Genomic DNA, 20,564 nt, shown 5'->3' on the forward strand with positions numbered 1-20,564 from the left:
GAAACCTCTTGTTAGCACGCAGCTCTTGGATCAGAGGGTGGTTTTAAAAGTGAGAGTGACCATTCCGCGATCCTTGAGCGCGGAGGGGGTACCAGCAAACGAAGTGGGCTGCCCGGGAACACAGTTGTATTGGCTGTTAGCGCCCGGAGCGGCTCCGTCGCCGTGGGCCGCAGCGCTGCCGGCTGAACCGCAGGTGTCGAAGTCGCCAAAATTGTCGACGTATTTAAGGTCGAAACGGTATTGGCTGCGTACATCCATGCCTACCCCGACCGAGTAGCTGCCGGTACCTTTATTACCGCCCAATTGCACCGAAGACTGGCCTTTGAGGCCAACGTTGTAGCTGGCTGGCAAGAACATATCGACGCCGGGGAACACTTGGTACCAGGTCGGAGTGAAGTTCATACCTAGGATGTAGTTGTCCTTCGTGACCTTGTCGACACCGTGGTACCAGTTCTCGCCCTTGAACAGTTGCTTGTTTTCAGTGACGTCGAGCCAACGGCTGTAAGCCAGTTCAACCAACAACGAGGCACTGTCCCAGATCGGCGTGTCGCCGAAAGTGGTCAGGCCGTTGAGGGTAGAGTGCACCGTATTGCCGCGCGCAACACCATTACTGCCATCAAAACTGCTGATATAACCGGGAGCCCCCGCAGCGCCTAAAGTGGTATTGACGGTTCCAGGTACACTGGCGAGAGGCATGTTGTGGCGATAGTTAAGGTCGAATCCGACGCTCACCCCTGCAATGCTCTTGGATAAGCTGATTCCGTAAACATCGATGTCATCCACGTAGAACTTGTTGTAGGAACCGACGTTACCTGAAATCAACTGGGCTGGACCAACAACAGTCGGCTGCAATACTACGTTAGGTAAAATGTCTGACGTTTTTCGATAATAAGCACCCAACGTTCCATCCAACCATGCCGGACTCCATTTGGCCATTAAGCCAAAGTCACCTCGCTTGTCCGGCTTATAAGTATGGCCGTTGGACAATCTAAGAAATTGGTTTACACCTAGCGGACCCGGGGCGCCAAAAGCCGGATTGGTGCCAGCGATCAACGACAAGTTATGGCCTCCGCTTTGGAAACTGTCGTTAAAGCCCAAATAAGTGCCCGACTCCGGTAGTCTTGCAGCACTCCAGTCGAGGAAATACTGAGCACCAATCGACAACTCTTGATTGACAGTAAATGTCGTAGAGAGCTGGTTGCGTGGGATGAACAACTCTTTAGCTTCGGTGCCAGGGACGGCAAGGGCCTTAGACAAATCTAAACCTGATTGACCGTAACTGTTGCCGTGGGCGAATGCCAATACACTTTCCCCCCAATACAAGGTGTGTTTACCCGCTTTGACACTTAACTGCGACTCGTCACCAATTTCAGTACTACCAAACACGAAAGCGTCGAGGATCTCAGAAGATGGACCGTTGTAATAACGATCGGCATATCCGCTCCGGTGGCGCGAATCCGGTCTTCCATCATTTAGCTGGTTGGTTGAAGGATTGTCGCTGCCGACATCGTCGTAGGCATGGTCATACCAGCTATTGGCACTGACTCGGACTCCCATTTGTTTTTTGTAAACCATGTCCAGTTCCGACAGCACGTCCAGACGCTGGGAGACAGGGCTACCGGACGAAAAGTTGCGGTCCCCGTCATTATTGTTTCTGGAGTTGGCCAGCTTGGAGTTGGGACTTTCTACACGTTGGGCATAGTTAAACTTGAAGGTGTTATCGAAACGCACCGACAAATCTTCATTGCCTGTATCGAGTTCAAAAGCTTGCACCGGCGTCATACCCAGCCCCGCCAAAATGGCTGAGGTCAGGAGTCCACGACGGAGATTGTGAGGATAAATGTCGTTATTGTTTTTATTGTTCATTTAATATACTCGCCTTTTCTGTGGTTTCACAAAAACTCTTTATTCCGTCACAGCAGAATAAAACCGCGCTCCTTTGATGAGCCTAAGTACTTCGGGCCGATTGTACGCACAGCAAATTCGACTCAAGCAACTACGCCCCTATGCAATGAGAGCCAACTGATAGTTGCTCTCTACATACAGCGATGCCGTGTTAAAAACTTGTATTATATAACCCAGCCATGAGGGATAAGACCCCACTGCTGCAATTTCAAAAAATTGAAAGTCAGGTTTGATGGTCGCACCAGAAGGTGCCTTCGACAAAAAGTTAAAACAGTCCAAAATTGGGAACAATGTCTCTCGCCGAGTGCTGGCTCCTGCGTTGAGCACGTCTTAAAACTTAACCAACCCTGTAGCCCAGAAAGATATACGGTCGGAGCCTCTGCCTCCCGCGAAGGATGTTCAGTCGCCGCTGCTCGGGCTGGGAGGCTGAGTGCTGGACGGAAAGATTTCGACGAGGTAAACCGTAGGAGCTCCAGCTTCATGGCCCCTTTTTGTACCAAACGTCTAGCAACGCGACGGGTGGCTGGCATCCGGGAGGAAGCCAGGCCCCCTCCCACAGAATGGCTGGGTACTTTCAGAGCGTGGGACCTAATCTCGTAGTGAGCGAATTTACGGATTGGCATGGCGCCTCCGGTAGCTTTTTTATTTGGTTTATCGCATGAGAATTAGTAGGGCCAAGCTGTCGCTTTCTGATGGAGTGAAGATACGCGCTGCATTTTCTATATGTCAACATGTTGTCTTGTTTTTTTTATTCGATCGACCTGAAAGCAGATTCCAGAGCCTTGCGGCGGAATGTCTCGACACGTTACTTGCCCGAAATGACGGCATTCACATGCGGCGGTTGGCAAGATAAGCGCGGTGCTGCCGCGCCATACCGGACTTCGCTATAGCGCGTTATATAGAGTCCGGCATAGGTGTGCACATCCATTGCGCCGATGGGAAACCTGATGGCATCCATGCGGAGAACCCCTAAAGATCTCTCAGGAATATCGCGCAGGAAGGCGCGCCTTTGGGCGGACCGTTTATTTTGATGGCGCCAGGTAGATATGGTGGTTTAACGCATATATTCGGTGAAGCGGCTTGGATTGTTCTCCGGCTGGGGGCATAGGTAACGGAATAAAGGGGGCTGCAACGCCTTGCTTTTATGCATTTGGGCTTGAGTACATTCTCGTAAGAGGTTCATTGAGGCTACGGCTCACCGCGATGCTGAAAATCGAGCCATCGGGTTTTTAGCCATCTCGGATGACTCGGATTTTAGATGTTTTTTCGACTTGCATTGCGGTCGCATGAAAGTACCGGGATGGGGTGCAGTTGACTGCGACGCCCACCCCGAGCCCAGCACGTCGCGAATACTAACCACGCGAACCCAAATAGCTGTAGACCCCCGCTCACCAGGCTCGGCAAGAATCTATACGAGCGCCGTGTCGCAAGAGTCGAACGGTATAATTGCGGCTTCGACGCGTCGCTTAGTCTTCCCTTCCCAGCGCAGCCCCAGCTCAGCCGTCTTGTGCGGCTTTGAACTCTCCCGTCGCCACGGTGAACTTCAGGTCCTCGAGCTTTGCCTCTCGCGTCATGCGCCAGAAGGCGTCGTTGCGCCACGGAGTAATCGCAACAACCCGCCCGTGCGAATTACGGTACCAATTGGTCACGCCGGGGTGCGTCCAGACAAGCTTTTCGTGCGCGGCGTCGATTTGCGCCTTGTAATCGGTATAGACGTCCTCCCGGACTTCGACGGCATCCGCCTGCGCCTTGACCAGCGCCTCAATTAAGCGCGTGGCATAGTGGGCCTGGTTCTCGATGTTACGAATCATGCTGCCGCCATGGCCGGATCCGACATTAGGGCCAAGGAGGATGAAGAAATTGGGGAAGCCCGGAACTTGCGTACCCAGGTAGGCAGCAGCATTGTCTCCCTCCCAAAATTCGCGCAGCACGCGCCCGTCACGCCCGATCACATCATAGGAGCCGAGCACGTTGGCGGCCTGGAATCCTGTGGCGAGAATTAGCACATCGGCTTCGATCTCTTGCCCATCGCCCGCGACCAGGGTGGACCCACGCACTTCGGACAGACGCTGTGGAATGAGCTGCACGTGGGGCTTGCGCAAGGTGCGATACCAGCCGTTATCGAGCAACATGCGCTTGGCGAAAGGAGGATAGTCCGGGAGGACCAGAGGCAGCAGATCCTCCCGGTCGCCCAGCTCCTCGCGGATATAACGGGTGAAGAATTCGCGGTGGCCGTCGTTGATCGCGTTGACCGCGCGGGCGGGCTCAGGCCACGCCGGATCGCGAAACAGGGTGCCGTGGACGCGGTCGTTAAAGGTCCACGAGAGGCGCTGCTCCACCCATGCACGATAGAGCGGAACGACCTGCATTAGGTAGCGCACGCCGGTGGGCACCAGCTTGCGAAATTGCGGGAACGGCGCAGCCCATTGTTTCGATCGGGCGAACAAGGTGAGTTCGGCAACCTCGTCCGCAATCGCAGGGACAACCTGCATGGCTGACGCGCCATTGCCAACGACGGCGACGCGCTTGCCCTTGAGATCAATGTCCTGCGGCCAGTCGCTGGTGTGGACAACGCGCCCCGCAAAGTCTGAAAGCCCCTTGATGTCGGGCACGACGGGGATGTTGAGAAGGCCGACCGCGCTCATCACGATGTCGGCGTGGTGGACCTCCTCCGTGCCGTCCTCGGCACGAACCGTGACCTGCCACTGATTGCTGTCGGTCAACCACTCCGCGCGCTCCACCTTCGTGTCGAAGCGGACGCTGTCATAAAGGCCGCTTTCCTGCGCTGTGGCCAGCAGGTAGTTCTCGATTTCGTCACGCAGGGGGAAGAAGGCCGACCAGTCGTTCGGGCGGAAGGAGAAGGTGTAAGTTAGGTTCGGTGTATCGACGCCGCAGCCGGGGTAGCGGTTTTCCCACCAGGTGCCGCCAAATTCGTGGTTCTTTTCGAAGATCGTGTGCTCGATCCCCATTTCGCGCAGGCGCACTGCGGCAACCATGCCGGAAATGCCCGCGCCGATGATAATCGCTTTGAGCGCCTTGGCCGAGCGCACCGGCTCGGGCACTGGATCGAGATGCATCGTGCCGGCGACGATATCGCCATACTCGGGGGGCACCGCGTCGGCCATGGCCACGGCGAGCATCGCCGCGAGCTCGGCATTGGCTGGCCGTGGCACTGCTGGCTCGCGGCCGCCCACCCAGGCGGTTATCGCTGCCGCAGCAGCTTCTCGGATCTCGGCTTGAATGTCATCGGGCAGCCCGCCGCTGTCGTTGTCGTCGAGCCCCTTGCTCCGGCTCGGAGAATAGGGAGAACCGAGATACTTGCGCTCTCCGGTCAATTGCACGAGCACCATGAGCAGCGCTGGAATATTGGCTTCGTCAACACCCTGCCGCAAAAGCATCAGATCAACGCTTTCGGCAGAAACTGGACGGTCTGTGATCATTGGAAATTTCATCTCAATTCCTCGTTTTTGTAGGTTGTCATTGGAATTATACCGAAAAACAGAAAAATCTACTCATGAGTATATTACATCCAAAACCCAGCCATATTCAACAGGCATAGCCATTCCCAGAATGCGTTATGAGCCCTCTACATCGGCTTCGCTGCAGAGCACGTCATCCCAGTGAAGCAGGCCATGGGGGCGAATGACCGCCCATCGCATTATTGGCCTTGTATGATTTGAGCACCTAGCAGAAGAGCGCTTGAGGTAGCGGCGTTGGCGACTTGAACCTCTAATCCGGCCCAGGCCGGGGCAGATCGGTTGGGACAAATAATGTCATTAGCCCCATGAGCCGAAATTAGATATTTGGTACAAAAAACTACTGGCGGGAATATTATCTGCGTGACAACATCTGTTCTGCGCATTTCAAAATGTCAGAGCCCGTATAAAAATAAAAGGAGCGAGTCATGTGCAGCATTAGAGCAAGCCAGATGACGTTTACCGAGACCGAGCGAGTGACCATCGGTCAACCGGCCCGCGAGGCAATCCGCGATCAGGCCGAAAAGATGGATGCGCGGCGCGTGTTTATCCTCGCCTCGCAAACCTTACGTACGAATACCGACGAAATCGCTGCGATTGAGCGCGAGCTTGGCGACCGCCATGCCGCTACCTTCAGCGGCATTGCTCCGCACGCGCCTCGAACTGATGTGCTCCGTGCCACCAATGCCGCGCGTGAGGCGCGGGCCGATTTGATCGTCTCCATCGGCGGCGGGTCAGTTACCGATGCCGCCAAGATCGTCGCGCTGCTGCTCAAGCACGACGTACGCTGCGTCGAAGAGTTCGATCCGTTGCACGTTTACGTTGATCCCGAGGGCAACGTAATCAATCCGGTCACTCTTGGCCCGGATATTCGTGTCATCTGCGTACCGACGACACTTTCCGGTGGCGAGTTCAACGCGCTGTCGGGAGCGACGAACGAGCTAATGCAGCATAAGCAAGGTTACGAGCACCGCAGCATGGCGCCGATCATGGTCGTGCTCGATCCGGCGCTCACGATCTATACGAGCGAACAGCTCTGGCTTTCGACCGGAGTTCGGGCGGTCGATCACGCGATAGAGACGCTCGCCTCGCACTTATCCAACGACTTTGCCGACGGTCTCGCCGACAGCGCCTTGCGTTTGCTGGTCGAAGGTCTGGCGCGCACTAAGGCCGACCCGTCGGACCTGGAAGCGCGGCTTAAATGTCAGCTCGGGGCCTGGCAATCGATGATCTCTATCATCGGTGGCGTGCCTATGGGAGCAAGCCACGCCATCGGACACATTCTTGGTGGCACCTGCGACGTTCCGCACGGCTACACCTCATGCGTCATGTCGCCCTATGTGCTTTCCTGGAATGCGGAGCATGATGCCAGCCGCCAAGTGCGCATATTGCAGTGCCTTGGCAATACGCACGGCACTGCATCTGAAGCGCTCGATGCGCTTATTCGTAGCCTCGGCATGCCACGGACGCTGGCCGAAGTGGGCGTGGGGGAAGAACGCTTCCAGCAGGTAGCGAATAATACTATGCTGGATGCGTTCGCGAGGACCAATCCGCGACCTGTCCGGTCGCCCGCAGATATAATGGAGATTCTAAGAAGGGCTACATGACCAAAACCAGCACCACCGCCAGCGCGCCCACCGGGCGCGAGATTAAGCTCAGCGTCGTCGCGTTCAAGCAGAACCGCATTCTTGAAGAGGCCGCCGCGCTGTTCTTCGAAAAGGGCTTTGAAGGAGCTACACTGGAAATGCTCGCCGACAGGCTAAGTGTGACCAAGCCATTTATCTACAGCTACTTCAAGGGAAAAAGCGCGATCTTGTGTGCCGTCTGCGAACTCGGGATAACCGAATCGCTAGCGGCGCTCGACCGGATCGCGGAAACGCAAATGGCGTCGGTCGACCTGCTCAAGGCCTCACTGCGTGGAGTAGCGGAGATCAGCATTGCGCGCAACGAGTACCTCGTTGTCTACCAGCGCGAAATGAAGAACCTTAATCGTGCCGACGCACAGCGCATCATGCTCCTGCGTCACGAATTCGACGTGCGTATCGGCAAAATGATTGAGGACTGCGTGCGTGACGGCTATGTATTCGTGCCCGAAGCGTCAGAAATGTCGATCTGGATCGGCGGCCTGCTGAGCTGGATAACCTATTGCTACCGCCCAGGCAGCCGTCGCTCTGGCGAAGCGGTTGCAGATCAGGCCGTAAAAGCCTGCCTGCGGCTGATCGGCCTCGACTGAACGCTTGAGACTTGCTGACAGGCAGCGATACCGATTGGATCGAACCTGTCGCGCATTCAACTTTCATTCGGCGGGTCCACTCATCGTAGCCCGCCTTTTGATCACCTAGAACTTGTGCGTATACCCGATCGTATAAACCTGATATCTCGTACTAATGTTCGTTCCCTCGTTCGCCCCCTTTCCGTGAATCGAAGTTGGAATGTCATATTCGAAAGCACCGGTTATGAGGTTGCTCTTGTCTATCGCGTAGGTGGCACCGACGGTCACCGCACGAGGGCTGATACCGGGCGCGCGAACGTTCGCCAAAGTATGATCGGAGTCGATGTGCATGTTGGCAAAGCTATAGCCGCCCCGGACGGTCCATTCTGGATTGATTTCGTACGATACTCCGACACGACCGACGTTTTGATTGCGATAACCAAAGCTACTCGACGTGTTGTAGCCGGCGGCGCTTTCCCACTCGATCCGGAGATAATCCAATGCAACGGTCAACCCTGGCAACGGGCGTATGGCGATCCCGACACCATATCTGGAGGGGCTGTCTAGATGCCCATTGGTTGGGGCAAGTACATCGTCTTTGTACTCGTCAAGTGGCGTAAACCAGGTTTTGGTGAAATAGGACGCCCCCAGAGACACCATAGGAATCGGTGTCCAGAGCACCCCAAATCCTGTGCCGATACCGTAGGCATATGAATTACCGTGACTTGGGCCGGGCTCCAGGGAGCCAGACGGCCCGGGTACGACAAGTCCGCCCAAACGTAGTTGCTCGACGCCGATCACCAGCGATGCACCAATTGAGAGGTTCGGAAGTGGCTTGTAGGTGATCGTCGGACTAGTGTTGATAACCACTAGACTAGCATTGGCGTCGCCGGCCCCTGGAACAGGAAGAACCGGGCGATCATACTCCGATGCCGCCCCTGCACCGGTCACAGCCACGCCGAAGGTCCATTGCGGCGCAATCTGATAATTAACGCCGAACCCTGGAATTATTATGAGCTTGCGCGAATGCAGATCATTGTCGGTAGAACCAAACGTAGAATCGGCGGAAATGGGTATCACTGCGCCGTTCAGCTCGACTCGCGAACCAAGTTCGGCGAGCCCGGCAGGGTTGTCCACAGCCGACGTCACGTCTTGCGGGAAAGCAATGGCGGCGCCTCCCATTCCAGATGAACTTGCTCCGCTGCCGGTCAAATAAATGCCATTGGTGGCATACGCATTCGATACACTTATATTCAGTGCGATACCAGACAGCGCAAGAAACATATTTCTTCGTTTAAACTTGTTCATCGTTATCTACCTGTCTAATTTTTGTTATTTTTATAAAAAACGCGATATCAGATCACTTCCGAATCGAAATCCGTTACTGGCTAATAAATCCTTTAGAAAAATCAACGGCGATAACCTGAACACCAATTGCAGCGATACTCCCGCCCGCCAGCGCGCACATCACATTCCGCCGCGCGGGTTAGTTCCGGTGTAAGTGCCTACGTGCGTTCACCCAGTTCACGTTCAATCGACAGAATGCTCTTGATCTTCGTCAGTGACAGCGACAGCAAGCCAAATGCTATTATAAAGTTCGCCGCGCATCGTCCGCGACGGTTTGCTTTTAAATGGCTTTGCCCGATATCCCGTTGACGACTTTTCCTGGCGATTGGACCCAATACCTGTTCACAGGTGAATTGATTCCAGCCGGCGCGGCAACTGAATAACCCGCCCCGGTTTTCGTCATATCTCCTCCACCTTCCAAACATTGCCGTGCGGCAGGATGCGCACGCCAGTCGGCTCAGTGAAATGCGTGCCGAGCACAAGCGTGTTGGTGTCGCTGTACTTCTCAAGGAATAGCCGCCGAGTTGCGCGGGCCTGGTCAGTGTCAAAGCAGAAGTTGCTGCACACGTCTGGCTCACAAGCTTGAATCGGATGATGTATAAGGTCGCCCGTGATGATTCCCTCTTCACCCATCGACGAGATCCGGACGTAACAATGGCCGGGCGTATGGCCTGGAGAGGGCTCAAGGAACACCTCATCGCCAATTCGAAAGTCAAACTCGACAAGCTCGGCCAGGCCCGCATCAAGGATAGGTTGGACTGAGTCCTCAAAAGTGGCCTTTGCATCGAGGCCATCGTCGAGCTTTGCGTATTCGACTTCAATGCGCCCGAACAAATAACGAGCGTTAGGAAACGTGGGTACCCATTTGCCGTCTACCAGCCGCGTATTCCATCCTGCGTGGTCGACGTGGAGATGTGTACACAGAACATAGTCAATCGATTCCGGTGGAAACCCCGCAGCCGTCAGGCGCTCAAGAAATGGATTGTTCAGTTTGTTGAACGCCGCGCTTTCGCGCGTTTTGTCGTTGCCGACGCATGGGTCAACCAAGATTCGCTGCCCGCCTGTTTCGATCACAAAACCCTGGATGTTGGCAATGATCTGCCCCTCCGGAGTCGCGTAATTGGGCTGCAACCAAACATGTTTCATGATGGTTTCCGCCGTGGTCTGTAAAAGCCATTCCGGCGGTATGTGCATCGGATCCATTTCAAGAACCCGCGTTACGGTGACGTTACCAATCTTCCACTTTTTGAAGTTGAGTAGCTGCGAATTGTGCTCTGCCATTGTCGTCTCCTGATTGTTGTGTTTTGGTATTGCAACGTCGTTACTTTTGCCGTTTTTGGTTCCGATTCTGATCGGATTTTGTCGCACCACGACCCTATCGATGGCCTGTTCTACCTTGCGATTGTCACAGATTCTCCTCAGGCGTAACTCTGTTCGATAGCGCTATAGATCAGCGTCTTTAGCTGACGACGAATTGGGTCGGATGAAGGCGCCAACTGGGTCATGAACACCATGTGCAGCCTCTCCACAGGATCGACGAAGAAAGCTGTGGAATACATTCCACCCCAGAAGTACTCGCCTTCACTGCCTGGGATGAGCGCTCGCACGGGATCGAGAGTCATCGCGAAGCCGAGCCCGAAGCCGGTCCCACTGTTGCCTGCCTCACTGAAGAGGGATTGAGACACCACAGCGAGATCGGAACCTCCGGGCAGGTGGTTACGAGTCATCAGATCGAGCGTCTTAGGACTAATGATCCGTACGCCGTCGAGCACGCCTCGGCCGATCAACATTTGACAGAAACGATGATAATCGGCGGTGGTCGATACCAACCCGCTGCCTCCGCCTTCGAAGCGGGCGGGCGTCGCGAGGTTACTTTCAGTGGCCCTGTCGATCAGCTTCAGCGGCTTTCCTGGTGCGTAAGCCCAGCAGTCGGTCAACCTAGCACGCTGGTGTTCGGGTATCTGGAAGCCAGTGTCGAACATCCCAAGCGGCGCGAAAATTCGCTCGCGAAGTACCTCGCCCAGCGGTTTGTTTTCGATCCGGGAAATCACCACGCCTAAAACGTCGGTCGCCACCGAGTAATTCCACCCCGTGCCCGGCGCAAATTCGAGCGGAAGCCTCGCAAGTTCGGCGATGAACCAATCGAACCCGTCCATCGAGCGGTCACCGTCAGGCAGCGTCTTGCGATAAGCTGCGTCGATGCTGGTGCGGTTCTGGAAGCCATAGGTCAGCCCCGACATATGCGACATCAGGTCGACCATCCGCATTGGCGCGCAGTGCTTGACCGGGGCGAACGGGGCGGTCCCACCTCCACCGCTATAGACCCCTAGATTTGCGAACTCCGGTATGACCCTCGCGACGGGATCGTCGAGGGCGACCTTTCCTTCCTCGACTAACTGCATGAACGCGATCGAGGTGATAGGCTTGGTCATCGAGGCGATGCGGTAGATGGCGTCGTGACGCAGCGGCGTTCCATCGGCGCGCGCTTGGCCTAGCGTGGCCCGATAAACCGTCTCACCACCACGGGCAATGAGGATGTCGGCCATCGGCAACTTGCCGGCTCCTACATATTGTTCTTGCAGGAACGGCTCGATCCGCGCGAGTCGATCTGAGTTCATACCGCTCATATCGTCTATTCTCCATACAGCGTCGTACACCCGCTCGGGTGAATAATGGCGGCACGCGCCTGGTGCTTACGTATCCGTGAGCACTTTGCCGGTCACCTAGCGACGATCAATGACGTCGCGGACATACACTTCGTTCTGATCAGACGCCTGCTCGCAGCTGACGCTTGAGAATCTTGCCCTGCGCGTCCTTGGGCAGGGAGTCGACGAAGTGCACCACCTTGGGCACCTTGTAAGCGGCCAGGTCGGTCTTGCAGTGCACGACTAGCGCTTCAGTGGTAACAGCGTCACGCGCCACAACGAACGCAGTAACGACTTGTCCCCAATAGTCGTCGGACATACCCACCACTGCTGCCTCGAGCACCGCGTCGTGCGCGTACAGCACGCGCTCGACCTCAACCGACGAGACGTTCATCCCGCCGGTCTTGATCACGTCGTGGCAGCGGTCTACGAAAAAGTAATCCCCTTCAGGTGAACGGCGCACGAGATCATTCGTGTGCAGCCATCCGTCGCGAACGGTGGCTGCCGTGCGCTCGGGGTCATTGAGATAGCCAAGCATCAGCGCAGGAGTGCGGCACAACATCTCGCCCTCGTCCGCATCGTTGCCATCTTCATCAACCACGCGCAACTCAAGCTGCGGGACGGGTCTCCCGATCCAAGCTGCGTCGCCGCCGGGAATATCATCGGGCGAGCGGAACGACCCGCACGTGAAAGTCTGCGCCATTTCGGACTGCCCCCAAAGCGTCGTCCACTCCATGTTCGGCGCGACGGCGGCGAAGGCCTCGAACATCGTGCGCGGCATCGTGCCGCCATAGGTTATGCAGCGTTGTAGTGAGCTCAAGTCCGCGTCCGCGAACTCCGGCAGGCGCGAGAGTTGCAAGTAGAACGTCGGGGTCTGCGCGATGTGCGTGATCCGCTCACCAGTGAGGACCGACAGCGGCGGCTCGCCACCGGGCAGCACTACCGTCGCGCCATTGGCGATCAGCGAAATCTGGGTACCGAGCCCGGCGATCGTGTGCAACGGCATTACGTAATAAAAGCGCGCGCCGGGTTGGAAGCCGAGTGCCCCCCGAAAGGCCGGAATCGTCCCCGCGGTGTAAGAGCGGTGCGCCAGCACCACCGCCTTCGGCAGCGCGGTGGTGCCGCTCGTGTACGAGATCAGCGCCACGTCCTCGTCGCCCAGTTCGATGTCGGGCTCCGATTCGTCGTCGCCGGGCAGTGCCTCCTCGATTACCAGCTTGGCACCACTACTTGTGATCTGATAATCGCGCTCCCGCGCCGTGAAGCCCGGGTTAATGGCGGTCACTGCTGCGCCAGCCTTCAGTGCGCCCCACACGACCGTGAACAGCTCGAGGCTGTTCGTCCCAAGAAGCGCGACGACGTCGCCGCGGCCGATGCCGCGCGCCAGTAATGCGTTGGCCTGCCGGTTGGCAGCGACGTTGAGCTGCGCGTACGTGAGTGCGCGGCGCGGGCCAAGCGCGACGAACGCCTCCGCATCCGGATGATGTTGTGCGTTGCGGCGGAGCTGGTCGCCGAGAACCGAGCGGCGGGCTGGATTATTGATTGAAATCATTTGCATCCCACGATCGTTTAATAAATGAATCGATAGCTTTCTCGCCAAGGGCTCGGAAAGCCGTCACGGTGACAGCACTCACGCCCGTGCAAAATGTGTCGGAGCGCTATTCAGGGCAGATGCATTTCTAATTTGCATGCACAGCTGGCGTACAAAGTTGAACAAGGGAATCATTCCGGTATATCAAGGCATATTTTCCCGAATTGATCCCCACGCTCGAGCCGATCCAGCGCGACATGTACCTGCTCAAGCGGGTAGGCTGTGTCGATAACAGGGGCCAGGCCAGTACTACCGCAAAAACGCAGCAGGTCTTGAAATTCGCCAAATGTTCCTAGCGTTGATCCGAATATTTGTAACTGCCGAACGAACAACCGCTTTAGATCGGCGGATGGCCGGTCGCCACTGGTCGCTCCGCAGGTCACAATCCGTCCGCCGCGAGCAGTCGACCGGAGCGCCTCGGGCCAGACTGCTTGCCCCACATTCTCGATCACAACGTCGACCCCGCGACCGCCCGTTAGGTTGAGTACTGCCGCAGCCAGTCCTTCCACACCCTGGATTGAATGATCGGCTCCGAGCTTTGTCGCTTTGGCCAGCTTGCCAGCATCGCGCGACGTCACTATCACCGTCGCCCCGGCCAGCTTCGCCAACTGCATCGCCGCGAGCGACACACCGCCACCGATGCCAAAGATGAGTACAGTCTCGCCGGGTTGCAATCGAGCTTTCGTGAACAACATTCGCCATGCGGTAAGATAGGCCACCCCTAGGGCGGCTCCTTCGCGAAAGCTGAGCGAATCGGGCAGTGCAAAGACATTGGCTGCCGGCACCGCAACGAACTGACAAAATGTGCCGTCCCGATGTTCGCCAAGGAACCGAATCGATGTACAAAGGTTCTGCTCACCCTTCTTGCAGAACTCGCACAGCCCGCAAACGGTAGCCGGGTGAAGCGCGACTCGGTCACCGACTTTGAGGTGGGTTTGCTGCGAGTCCACCTCCTCGACGATTCCCGCTCCATCGACACCCATAATCTGCGGAAGGCTGTGAGTGATGCCGACCCCGCTGTCGCGCATATACAAGTCGACCCGATTGACGGACGCTGCGACGACCCGAATGAGCACCTCTCCGGGCCGACGCACGGGCACCGGCCGTTCGACTAGGTTGACTTGATCGTTACCTCCGCGACCTTCAAGCAACACCACGCGCATATCTTTACCCCTTTTGCGATCGGTCGAGCGCCGAATTCTTGTTCGAATTGTTTTGTTTCCAGTGACACTGAGGTCAATGACGGCGAGACCTCTTATGACGACAAAAATCCGTTGTTAAGCCGCCGTTTCATCCCTGCTCTCGTTGTAAAGGGTCGCCAGACTGATCGAAGGCTCGTCTTATCATTGCGTCCATTTATGTCAACAGGATTACACAATAGTAGATAGGAGAATTCTTAAGCACAAGCGTTTTTTTCTACCGAGCAACGGCGTCAAACTCTAATAGCTTCTGGGACCAAGCCGGTACTCACACATCCAGAATAGCGCCAGAATGCGCTGCTGTATTTTCCGTAATTATGGACGAAGTCTGCATTTTTTCCATTCAACCGCTCTACATCGACGGTTTTCTTAGTCAGGCGTAGGGAACGCGTCGTCGCGAACGCCAATGACAGCTTTGGGGGATTTAGGGCCTTCATGAGGGGCTGATTTCAGTTAATTCCGTTGAAAATAGCCGCCTAATTCAGTTGGCCTGAATTCAAGCCCGATCATCATTCGAGAAGCGACTCTCCAAACAAGCATTTTTCTCGGCGCTTCGTTGGTCTTCGCTGCGCTTTTATCGGGATTGGATGAGGCTTTTTTGATGGGTGCTGATTCAATCACCCTGTCGTTTTTGAGGTCAACCGTACTAGGTTCTGCACCGCAGCGTTCAGCATGAATTTATCAGGTGCGCCATTCATGCCATGCCCCCCTGGATCAACGCGAGGCGAACAACATTTTCGATGTTTAGGCTTGTGGCGAGAGGACAAGTACGCAGCAGTGGCTACGATTCGCGAGCCACATCACGTAGCGTCACGGGGCTGAGCGTTCTTGTGAAGCGCAGTGTTTGGGCGGCATTTGGCTTTCATCTAGCAGGTAATGCAGTCACTTTGCCGGGATAGGAGAATAATGGTGTTGGCTTTAGGGACATGCGAGCGCTCGTTTTTTACAGGCTCTCCATTCGCTACGCAACGTAATGCAGGCCGGGTTGTCGAATTCCTCAACCTCTTCGCCTATTGACGATCGCTGCTCGAAACTGTCGTTTTTGTGCTCCAATTTTGTCCTACGTCAATAAATACTCGGGAGGCCATCTTCAAAGCTTACGCCCGCCTACCAAGCACTCATTCGATATAATTATGAAACCGCGCGCGATACTGCCCCGGGCTCTCCCCCGTCCACTTCTTGAATGCCCGATGAAACGCACTCGGCTCCTGAAACCCCAACTGCTGAGCAATATCGCTGATGCTCGCCTTACTTTGGCGCAACCGTTCAAACGCCACGCCGCGCCGCACTTCATCCTTGACTTCTTGATACGAACAGCCTTCTCGTTCCAGTTTCCGGCGAAAGGTGCTGGGGCTCAGGTGCTGTTCCAGGGCGAAGGCCTGCAAGGTCGGCCATTCGCTGTAATGGCTGTGGCGCAAGCGCTGATAAACCTGCGACGCCAGCCCATGCTGGCAGCGGAAACGAATCACCAGCCATTGCGGTGCGGTGCGCAGAAATACTTTCAGCGAGTCAAGATCTTGAATCACCGGCAGCCGCAAATAGTGACTGGCGAATTCGATTTCGGTGCGCTCGGTGCCAAAAGTCAGGTTGGGCCCCCAAAGCATGGCATCATCACGCAGCGACAAACGCCGATGACGAAAGTCCGCCCGATCGATCTGAATGCGCCGCCCGCCCAGCCAGCACAACAGGCTGATCATCAACACCAAAAACGTTTCTTCGCCCAATCGGCTGACCTCGCTGATCTGCGAACGGGTCTGCAAGCTGATGACTGCACGTTTGCCACGCACACTTAACGTACCGCGAAAATCACGCAGGAACAGGGCGAAATTGGCCAGGCACTGACGCAGGGCTTTTTCCAGCGTCGGCTCTTGAATCAATGCCCGACAGATCAAGGCAAAACTGCCCGGTGGCATTCCATGGGAGTCCAACCGGAAAAATTCGTCGCTCAATTCACGAATCTGTACCAGCCACAACGCGGCGAAAGCCGTGGCCGGCACCCGTGCCGTCGGCTGGTTGATCAATGCCGGATCAATGCCTACCTGTTCGAGTAGTGCCCGCAAACGCTGCGGTTCCTCTCGTAGTGCATGGACCATTGGATACATGAAGTAAACCGCCACCGAATCCGTTTCCCGCATTTGAATGCCTCTCTCGTTACATCTGAATATGGCAAAAAACGTCATCATCCTTGAACAGTTTTGGTATAGGCCTGTGCCGCTGCAGATTCTAGACTCGTGACCAACAAAAAAGACCTACTCAGAGAGCCAACATGAACCATACCGATGTTTTTGTAGTGAGCGCTGTTCGTTCTGCCATCGGCAGCTTTGGCGGTTCACTCAAGGATGTGCCGCCTATTCAGTTGGCAACCGACGTTTGCCGCGCTGCTATAGAACGATCAGGCCTGGCGCCCGAGCACATCGGTCATGCGGTAATGGGACACGTGATCCCGACCGAGGCGCGCGATGCCTATATCTCCCGGGCGGTAGCGATGAATGCCGGCCTGACGAAAGAGACTCCCGCCTTTAACGTTAACCGTCTCTGTGGCTCAGGTTTGCAGGCAATTGTCAGTGCTGCGCAAAGCTTGATGCTGGGGGATGCAGGCGCTGCACTGGCAGGTGGAGTCGAGTCCATGAGCCGAGGCGCGTATTTGTTGCCGCAAGCGCGCTGGGGCGCCCGAATGGGCGACATGCAGGCCATCGACTACATGCTTGGGGTACTGCAAGACCCGTTTGCCGGTTTTCACATGGGGATCACCGCCGAAAATATCGCCGAGCATTATGGCATCACGCGTCAGGCCCAGGATGAATTGGCGCTTCTCAGCCAGCAGCGTGCCGCTCGGGCGATTACCGAAGGGCGTTTTTCCGGGCAGATCGTGCCGATCGAAGTCGCGACCCGTAAAGGGGCGGTTTCGTTTGCGACGGATGAGCATGTTCGGGCCGAGGTCGACGCCGAGCAATTGAGCCGCATGAAACCCGCTTTCAAAAAGGACGGCAGCGTCACCGCAGGCAACGCGTCCGGCCTCAATGATGGTGCCGGTGCGCTGATCATGGCCACCGGCCAAACTGTTCAGGAACAGAACCTCAAGCCTTTGGCCCGACTGGTGGGTTATGCCCATGCTGGCGTTGAACCTTCGATGATGGGGCTGGGACCGATTCCCGCCACCCGCCTGGTGCTCAAGCGCGCCGGTCTGACCGTTGCCGACCTTGATGTGATCGAGTGCAACGAAGCCTTTGCCGCCCAGGCCTGTGCCGTAGCGCAAGAACTGGGCTTCGATCCGCAGAAGGTCAACCCCAACGGCTCGGGCATCTCACTGGGCCATCCGGTGGGCGCCACTGGCGCGATCATCGCCACCAAAGCCATTCACGAGCTGCATCGCTGCCAAGGCCGTTATGCCCTGGCGACCATGTGCATCGGCGGCGGCCAAGGCATCGCCGTGTTGTTCGAGCGGGTTTAATAAGGACATGCGCATGAATCTTCAGAACATTGGCGTCATCGGCGCCGGCACCATGGGCAATGGCATCGCACAAGTCTGCGCCCTCGCCGGCTTCCACGTGGCCTTGATCGACATCTCTGAGAGTGCCTTGCAAAAGGCAATCGCGACCGTCGATAAAAACCTCGATCGGCAGGTCGCCAAAAACACGCTGACGCATGAGCAAAAGCTCGCTGCCCTCGACAAAATTCGCACCAGTACCGATTACAACAGCCTGCAAAACGTGCAAATGGTGATTGAAGCCGCTACCGAAAACCTCGACCTGAAACTGCGCGTACTGCAACAAATCGCCGCGCAGGTCAGCGCCGACTGTGTGATTGCCTCGAACACGTCGTCGCTGTCCATTACTCAACTCGCTGCCAGTGTCAGTCAGCCTGAGCGCTTCATCGGCCTGCACTTTTTCAACCCGGTGCCGGTAATGGGCCTGATCGAAGTGATTCGTGGCCTGCAAACCAGCGATGCCACCCACGCCTTGGCGCTGGACATGGCGACCACACTCGGCAAAACCGCAATCACTGCGGGCAACCGTCCGGGGTTTGTGGTCAACCGGATTCTGGTGCCAATGATAAATGAAGCCATCCTGGTGTTTCAGGAGGGCCTCGCCGGCGCCGAAGACATCGACGCCGGCATGCGCCTGGGCTGCAATCAGCCGATCGGCCCGCTGGCATTGGCGGACCTGATCGGCCTGGACACCGTGCTGGCCATCCTTGAAGCCTTCTACGACGGCTTCAAGGACAGCAAATACCGCCCCGCTCCACTGCTCAAGGAAATGGTCGCCGCCGGTTACCTGGGACGCAAAACGGGACGCGGCTTCCATGCCTATGCCTGAGCGGTGCTCGCGTTTTGCCGAATACAGGGACAAGGTGTTGGAGCTTTTTGCCTGCAAGGGTTTCGGTCAGGTCGGCATGCGTGAGCTCGCGACGTGCCTGGGGCTCGCTCCGGGCTCGTTGTATCATCATTACCCCAGCAAGCAGCACTTGCTGTTCGACCTGATCGAGGAGTTCTACGAAGAACTGCTGGCCACCTTGGGGCGCATCGAACAAGCAGCCCCGGCAAAACGTGACAGACTCAACCAACTGATCCGCGCGCACCTGAACCTGAATCAGGAAATGCCCTGGCATTTTCGTCTGGTGGAGCGCGACAGTGGCTGCCTGAATGAAGAGCAGCAGGAACGCGTCCGGCAACTGCGCGAACAGTACGAATGTAAGTTGCTGTTGATGCTCGGCGCCCAACTCCGTTTCAGTGAACAAGGCCGGATGGCCGCCGGTCATGCCATTGCCGCCTTGCTCAACAGTGCGCCCAGTTGGCTGACGCACTACTCGTTGGATGAACAAGAGCGCAATAATCTAATGGAAAATATGGTGAGCGGCGCCATTGAGCGGTTGCTGGCGCCAAGATGCACACATGAGGCGATTAGCCTCACCCCGCCTCTAGAAAAAAATACCTAAAAAGAACCGGACATCCACCGTATTTTAGCGCTTCGCTATGCGAGTCGCTGCCATTGAAACTCTCTACCAGCATGTAGGCGATGTAGGGATGTAGGGATGTAGGGATGTGTCGCGAGAGGCCGATCCATCAGGATATGGAGGTCCGTTCGCACATGTCTTCAAACAACTTTAACCCGCAGGCTAAAACCTTCTATCGGCCCATCGACGCCGCATTGCGTTGGTGCAACCTCATTCGTTACGAAGCGCAGATCGTGCAAACGGCTTGGTCCTGCCCGGAAAAGCTCAGGATCCTATTTCCTCAATGGCCGTGCCTACAGGCCAATACTGACAAAATTTATGACGCCGTCCGCAATGGCGAATTACCGTATGGCTCCTTCGGTATTTCGGTCCCCATAGGCACCCCCGTAGAGCCCGCTCTGTTGACCGTTAGACATTCCGACTTACGTCTTTGGATGCAGAACTATTACCCCGATCAGCGGCCCGATTTCCTGTTCGAATCGAACGACGACGCTCAAGATAAAATCAGCCTAGGGGTTTATTTTGCACTCCAGGCCGAGCGGGATGCCCTCCAGCGAGAGCGCGATGCTTTGCAACATCAGCTCCAAGATGTCGAAGCTAACCTTGAGGCACTGGGACTCGAGCAGGAGAGCCTTAGAATGCTGGTAAAAACGCAGGGACAGCTCAGCGATCGTAGTGAACACACCTACCTACAGATCATCGGTGCCTTGGTCAACACCATCTTAGACGTGTCGCCTGCCGGTAAACCACTTTCCGTGTTCAAGAACCAAGCCGCAATCGTCGATGCTTTGACAGCGCGCCACAGTGACATTCCCGGCCTCAGCAAACGAACGCTGGATAAAAAGTTCGCGGCAGCCAATCGCACTCTCAAAAAAACCACCTGAGCGCCAGATCATTGCATTGCAATGCACTCGATTGCAGTGCAATGACTTCCTCGCTTATCTGCTATTCACTTCAGTTCACTTCCCACCACGCGCCAAGCGGCGCCAGGAGTGACCAGCATGTCCAGTTCATCCGTCTCGTTCACCGACCGCCCTCAAACACCCGTTGAACGTCACATCATGCGGCGTGACGAGGTGGAGCGGAAAACCGGCTTCAAGCGTGCGCACATCTACAACCTAATGAAGGAGGGTAAATTCCCTCATTCCAAACGCATTGGGCTGCGTGCCGTCGGTTGGGACTCGTTAGAGATCGAACAGTGGATCACTGAGCGTTTGGCGCAGCAGGCCTGATGAC

At 56.2% G+C, this 20,564-nt stretch carries 15 protein-coding genes; 7 read left to right on the forward strand and 8 right to left on the reverse strand.

Features of this window, described 5'->3' with window-relative positions:
• Positions 1-30 precede the first annotated feature (30 nt).
• Positions 31-1,866 carry a DUF1302 domain-containing protein gene (locus ACI512_RS19145; protein ID WP_231807856.1) on the reverse strand — a complete coding sequence of 612 codons (1,836 nt, stop codon included), beginning with the start codon at positions 1,864-1,866 and terminating at the stop codon, positions 31-33.
• 1,535 nt (positions 1,867-3,401) lie between these two features.
• Positions 3,402-5,357 carry an NAD(P)/FAD-dependent oxidoreductase gene (locus ACI512_RS19150; protein WP_231807857.1) on the reverse strand — a complete coding sequence of 652 codons (1,956 nt, stop codon included), beginning with the start codon at positions 5,355-5,357 and terminating at the stop codon, positions 3,402-3,404.
• Between the two features lie 476 nt (positions 5,358-5,833).
• On the opposite strand from ACI512_RS19150, the gene ACI512_RS19155 reads away from it, so the two are divergent.
• Entirely contained in the window at positions 5,834-6,988 is a 1,155-nt protein-coding gene (locus ACI512_RS19155; protein ID WP_231807858.1) for an iron-containing alcohol dehydrogenase, read from the forward strand.
• Positions 6,985-7,614 carry a TetR/AcrR family transcriptional regulator gene (locus ACI512_RS19160; protein ID WP_231807859.1) on the forward strand — a complete coding sequence of 210 codons (630 nt, stop codon included), beginning with the start codon at positions 6,985-6,987 and terminating at the stop codon, positions 7,612-7,614. Before ACI512_RS19155 ends, ACI512_RS19160 begins: the two co-directional genes overlap by 4 nt.
• Positions 7,615-7,719: 105 nt before the next feature.
• On the opposite strand, the gene ACI512_RS19165 is transcribed toward ACI512_RS19160, so the two are convergent.
• The 6 genes from ACI512_RS19165 to ACI512_RS19190 all read right to left on the reverse strand — a co-directional run bounded on the left by ACI512_RS19165 (position 7,720) and on the right by ACI512_RS19190 (position 16,510).
• The gene (locus ACI512_RS19165) at positions 7,720-8,901 is read right to left on the reverse strand and encodes an OmpP1/FadL family transporter (RefSeq protein WP_231807860.1); all 1,182 of its coding nucleotides are present in this window, start codon (positions 8,899-8,901) and stop codon (positions 7,720-7,722) included.
• Positions 8,902-9,339: 438 nt separating this feature from the next.
• Positions 9,340-10,221: an MBL fold metallo-hydrolase gene (locus ACI512_RS19170; RefSeq protein ID WP_231807861.1), complete on the reverse strand. Its 882-nt coding sequence runs from the start codon at positions 10,219-10,221 to the stop codon at positions 9,340-9,342.
• Between the two features lie 137 nt (positions 10,222-10,358).
• Positions 10,359-11,567: a serine hydrolase gene (locus tag ACI512_RS19175; protein ID WP_231807862.1), complete on the reverse strand. Its 1,209-nt coding sequence runs from the start codon at positions 11,565-11,567 to the stop codon at positions 10,359-10,361.
• A gap of 139 nt (positions 11,568-11,706) precedes the next feature.
• Complete coding sequence (locus ACI512_RS19180; RefSeq protein WP_231807863.1) at positions 11,707-13,143, reverse strand: class I adenylate-forming enzyme family protein; 1,437 nt, start codon at positions 13,141-13,143, stop codon at positions 11,707-11,709.
• A 164-nt stretch (positions 13,144-13,307) separates the two neighbouring features.
• Positions 13,308-14,339, reverse strand: a complete 1,032-nt coding sequence (locus tag ACI512_RS19185; protein ID WP_231807864.1) for a zinc-binding dehydrogenase — start codon at positions 14,337-14,339, stop codon at positions 13,308-13,310.
• 1,154 nt (positions 14,340-15,493) lie between these two features.
• Complete coding sequence (locus ACI512_RS19190; RefSeq protein ID WP_231807865.1) at positions 15,494-16,510, reverse strand: AraC family transcriptional regulator; 1,017 nt, start codon at positions 16,508-16,510, stop codon at positions 15,494-15,496.
• Positions 16,511-16,641: 131 nt separating this feature from the next.
• On the opposite strand from ACI512_RS19190, the gene ACI512_RS19195 reads away from it, so the two are divergent.
• From ACI512_RS19195 to ACI512_RS19215, 5 genes are all read left to right on the forward strand, one after another.
• On the forward strand, positions 16,642-17,826 hold the full coding sequence (locus ACI512_RS19195; protein ID WP_231807866.1) for an acetyl-CoA C-acyltransferase family protein: 1,185 nt from the start codon (positions 16,642-16,644) through the stop codon (positions 17,824-17,826).
• A 13-nt stretch (positions 17,827-17,839) separates the two neighbouring features.
• Positions 17,840-18,691, forward strand: coding sequence for a 3-hydroxybutyryl-CoA dehydrogenase (locus ACI512_RS19200; RefSeq protein ID WP_231807867.1), 852 nt, complete (start codon positions 17,840-17,842; stop codon positions 18,689-18,691).
• Positions 18,678-19,310 carry a TetR/AcrR family transcriptional regulator gene (locus tag ACI512_RS19205; RefSeq protein WP_231807868.1) on the forward strand — a complete coding sequence of 211 codons (633 nt, stop codon included), beginning with the start codon at positions 18,678-18,680 and terminating at the stop codon, positions 19,308-19,310. Before ACI512_RS19200 ends, ACI512_RS19205 begins: the two co-directional genes overlap by 14 nt.
• A 152-nt stretch (positions 19,311-19,462) precedes the next feature.
• A complete protein-coding gene (locus ACI512_RS19210; protein WP_231807869.1) occupies positions 19,463-20,212 on the forward strand; it encodes a hypothetical protein in 750 nt (249 codons plus the stop codon).
• Between the two features lie 117 nt (positions 20,213-20,329).
• Positions 20,330-20,560, forward strand: coding sequence for an AlpA family transcriptional regulator (locus tag ACI512_RS19215; protein WP_231807870.1), 231 nt, complete (start codon positions 20,330-20,332; stop codon positions 20,558-20,560).
• Positions 20,561-20,564: the final 4 nt, after the last annotated feature.

This window comes from Pseudomonas petroselini (genome assembly GCF_045037875.1).
GTDB lineage: Bacteria > Pseudomonadota > Gammaproteobacteria > Pseudomonadales > Pseudomonadaceae > Aquipseudomonas > Aquipseudomonas petroselini.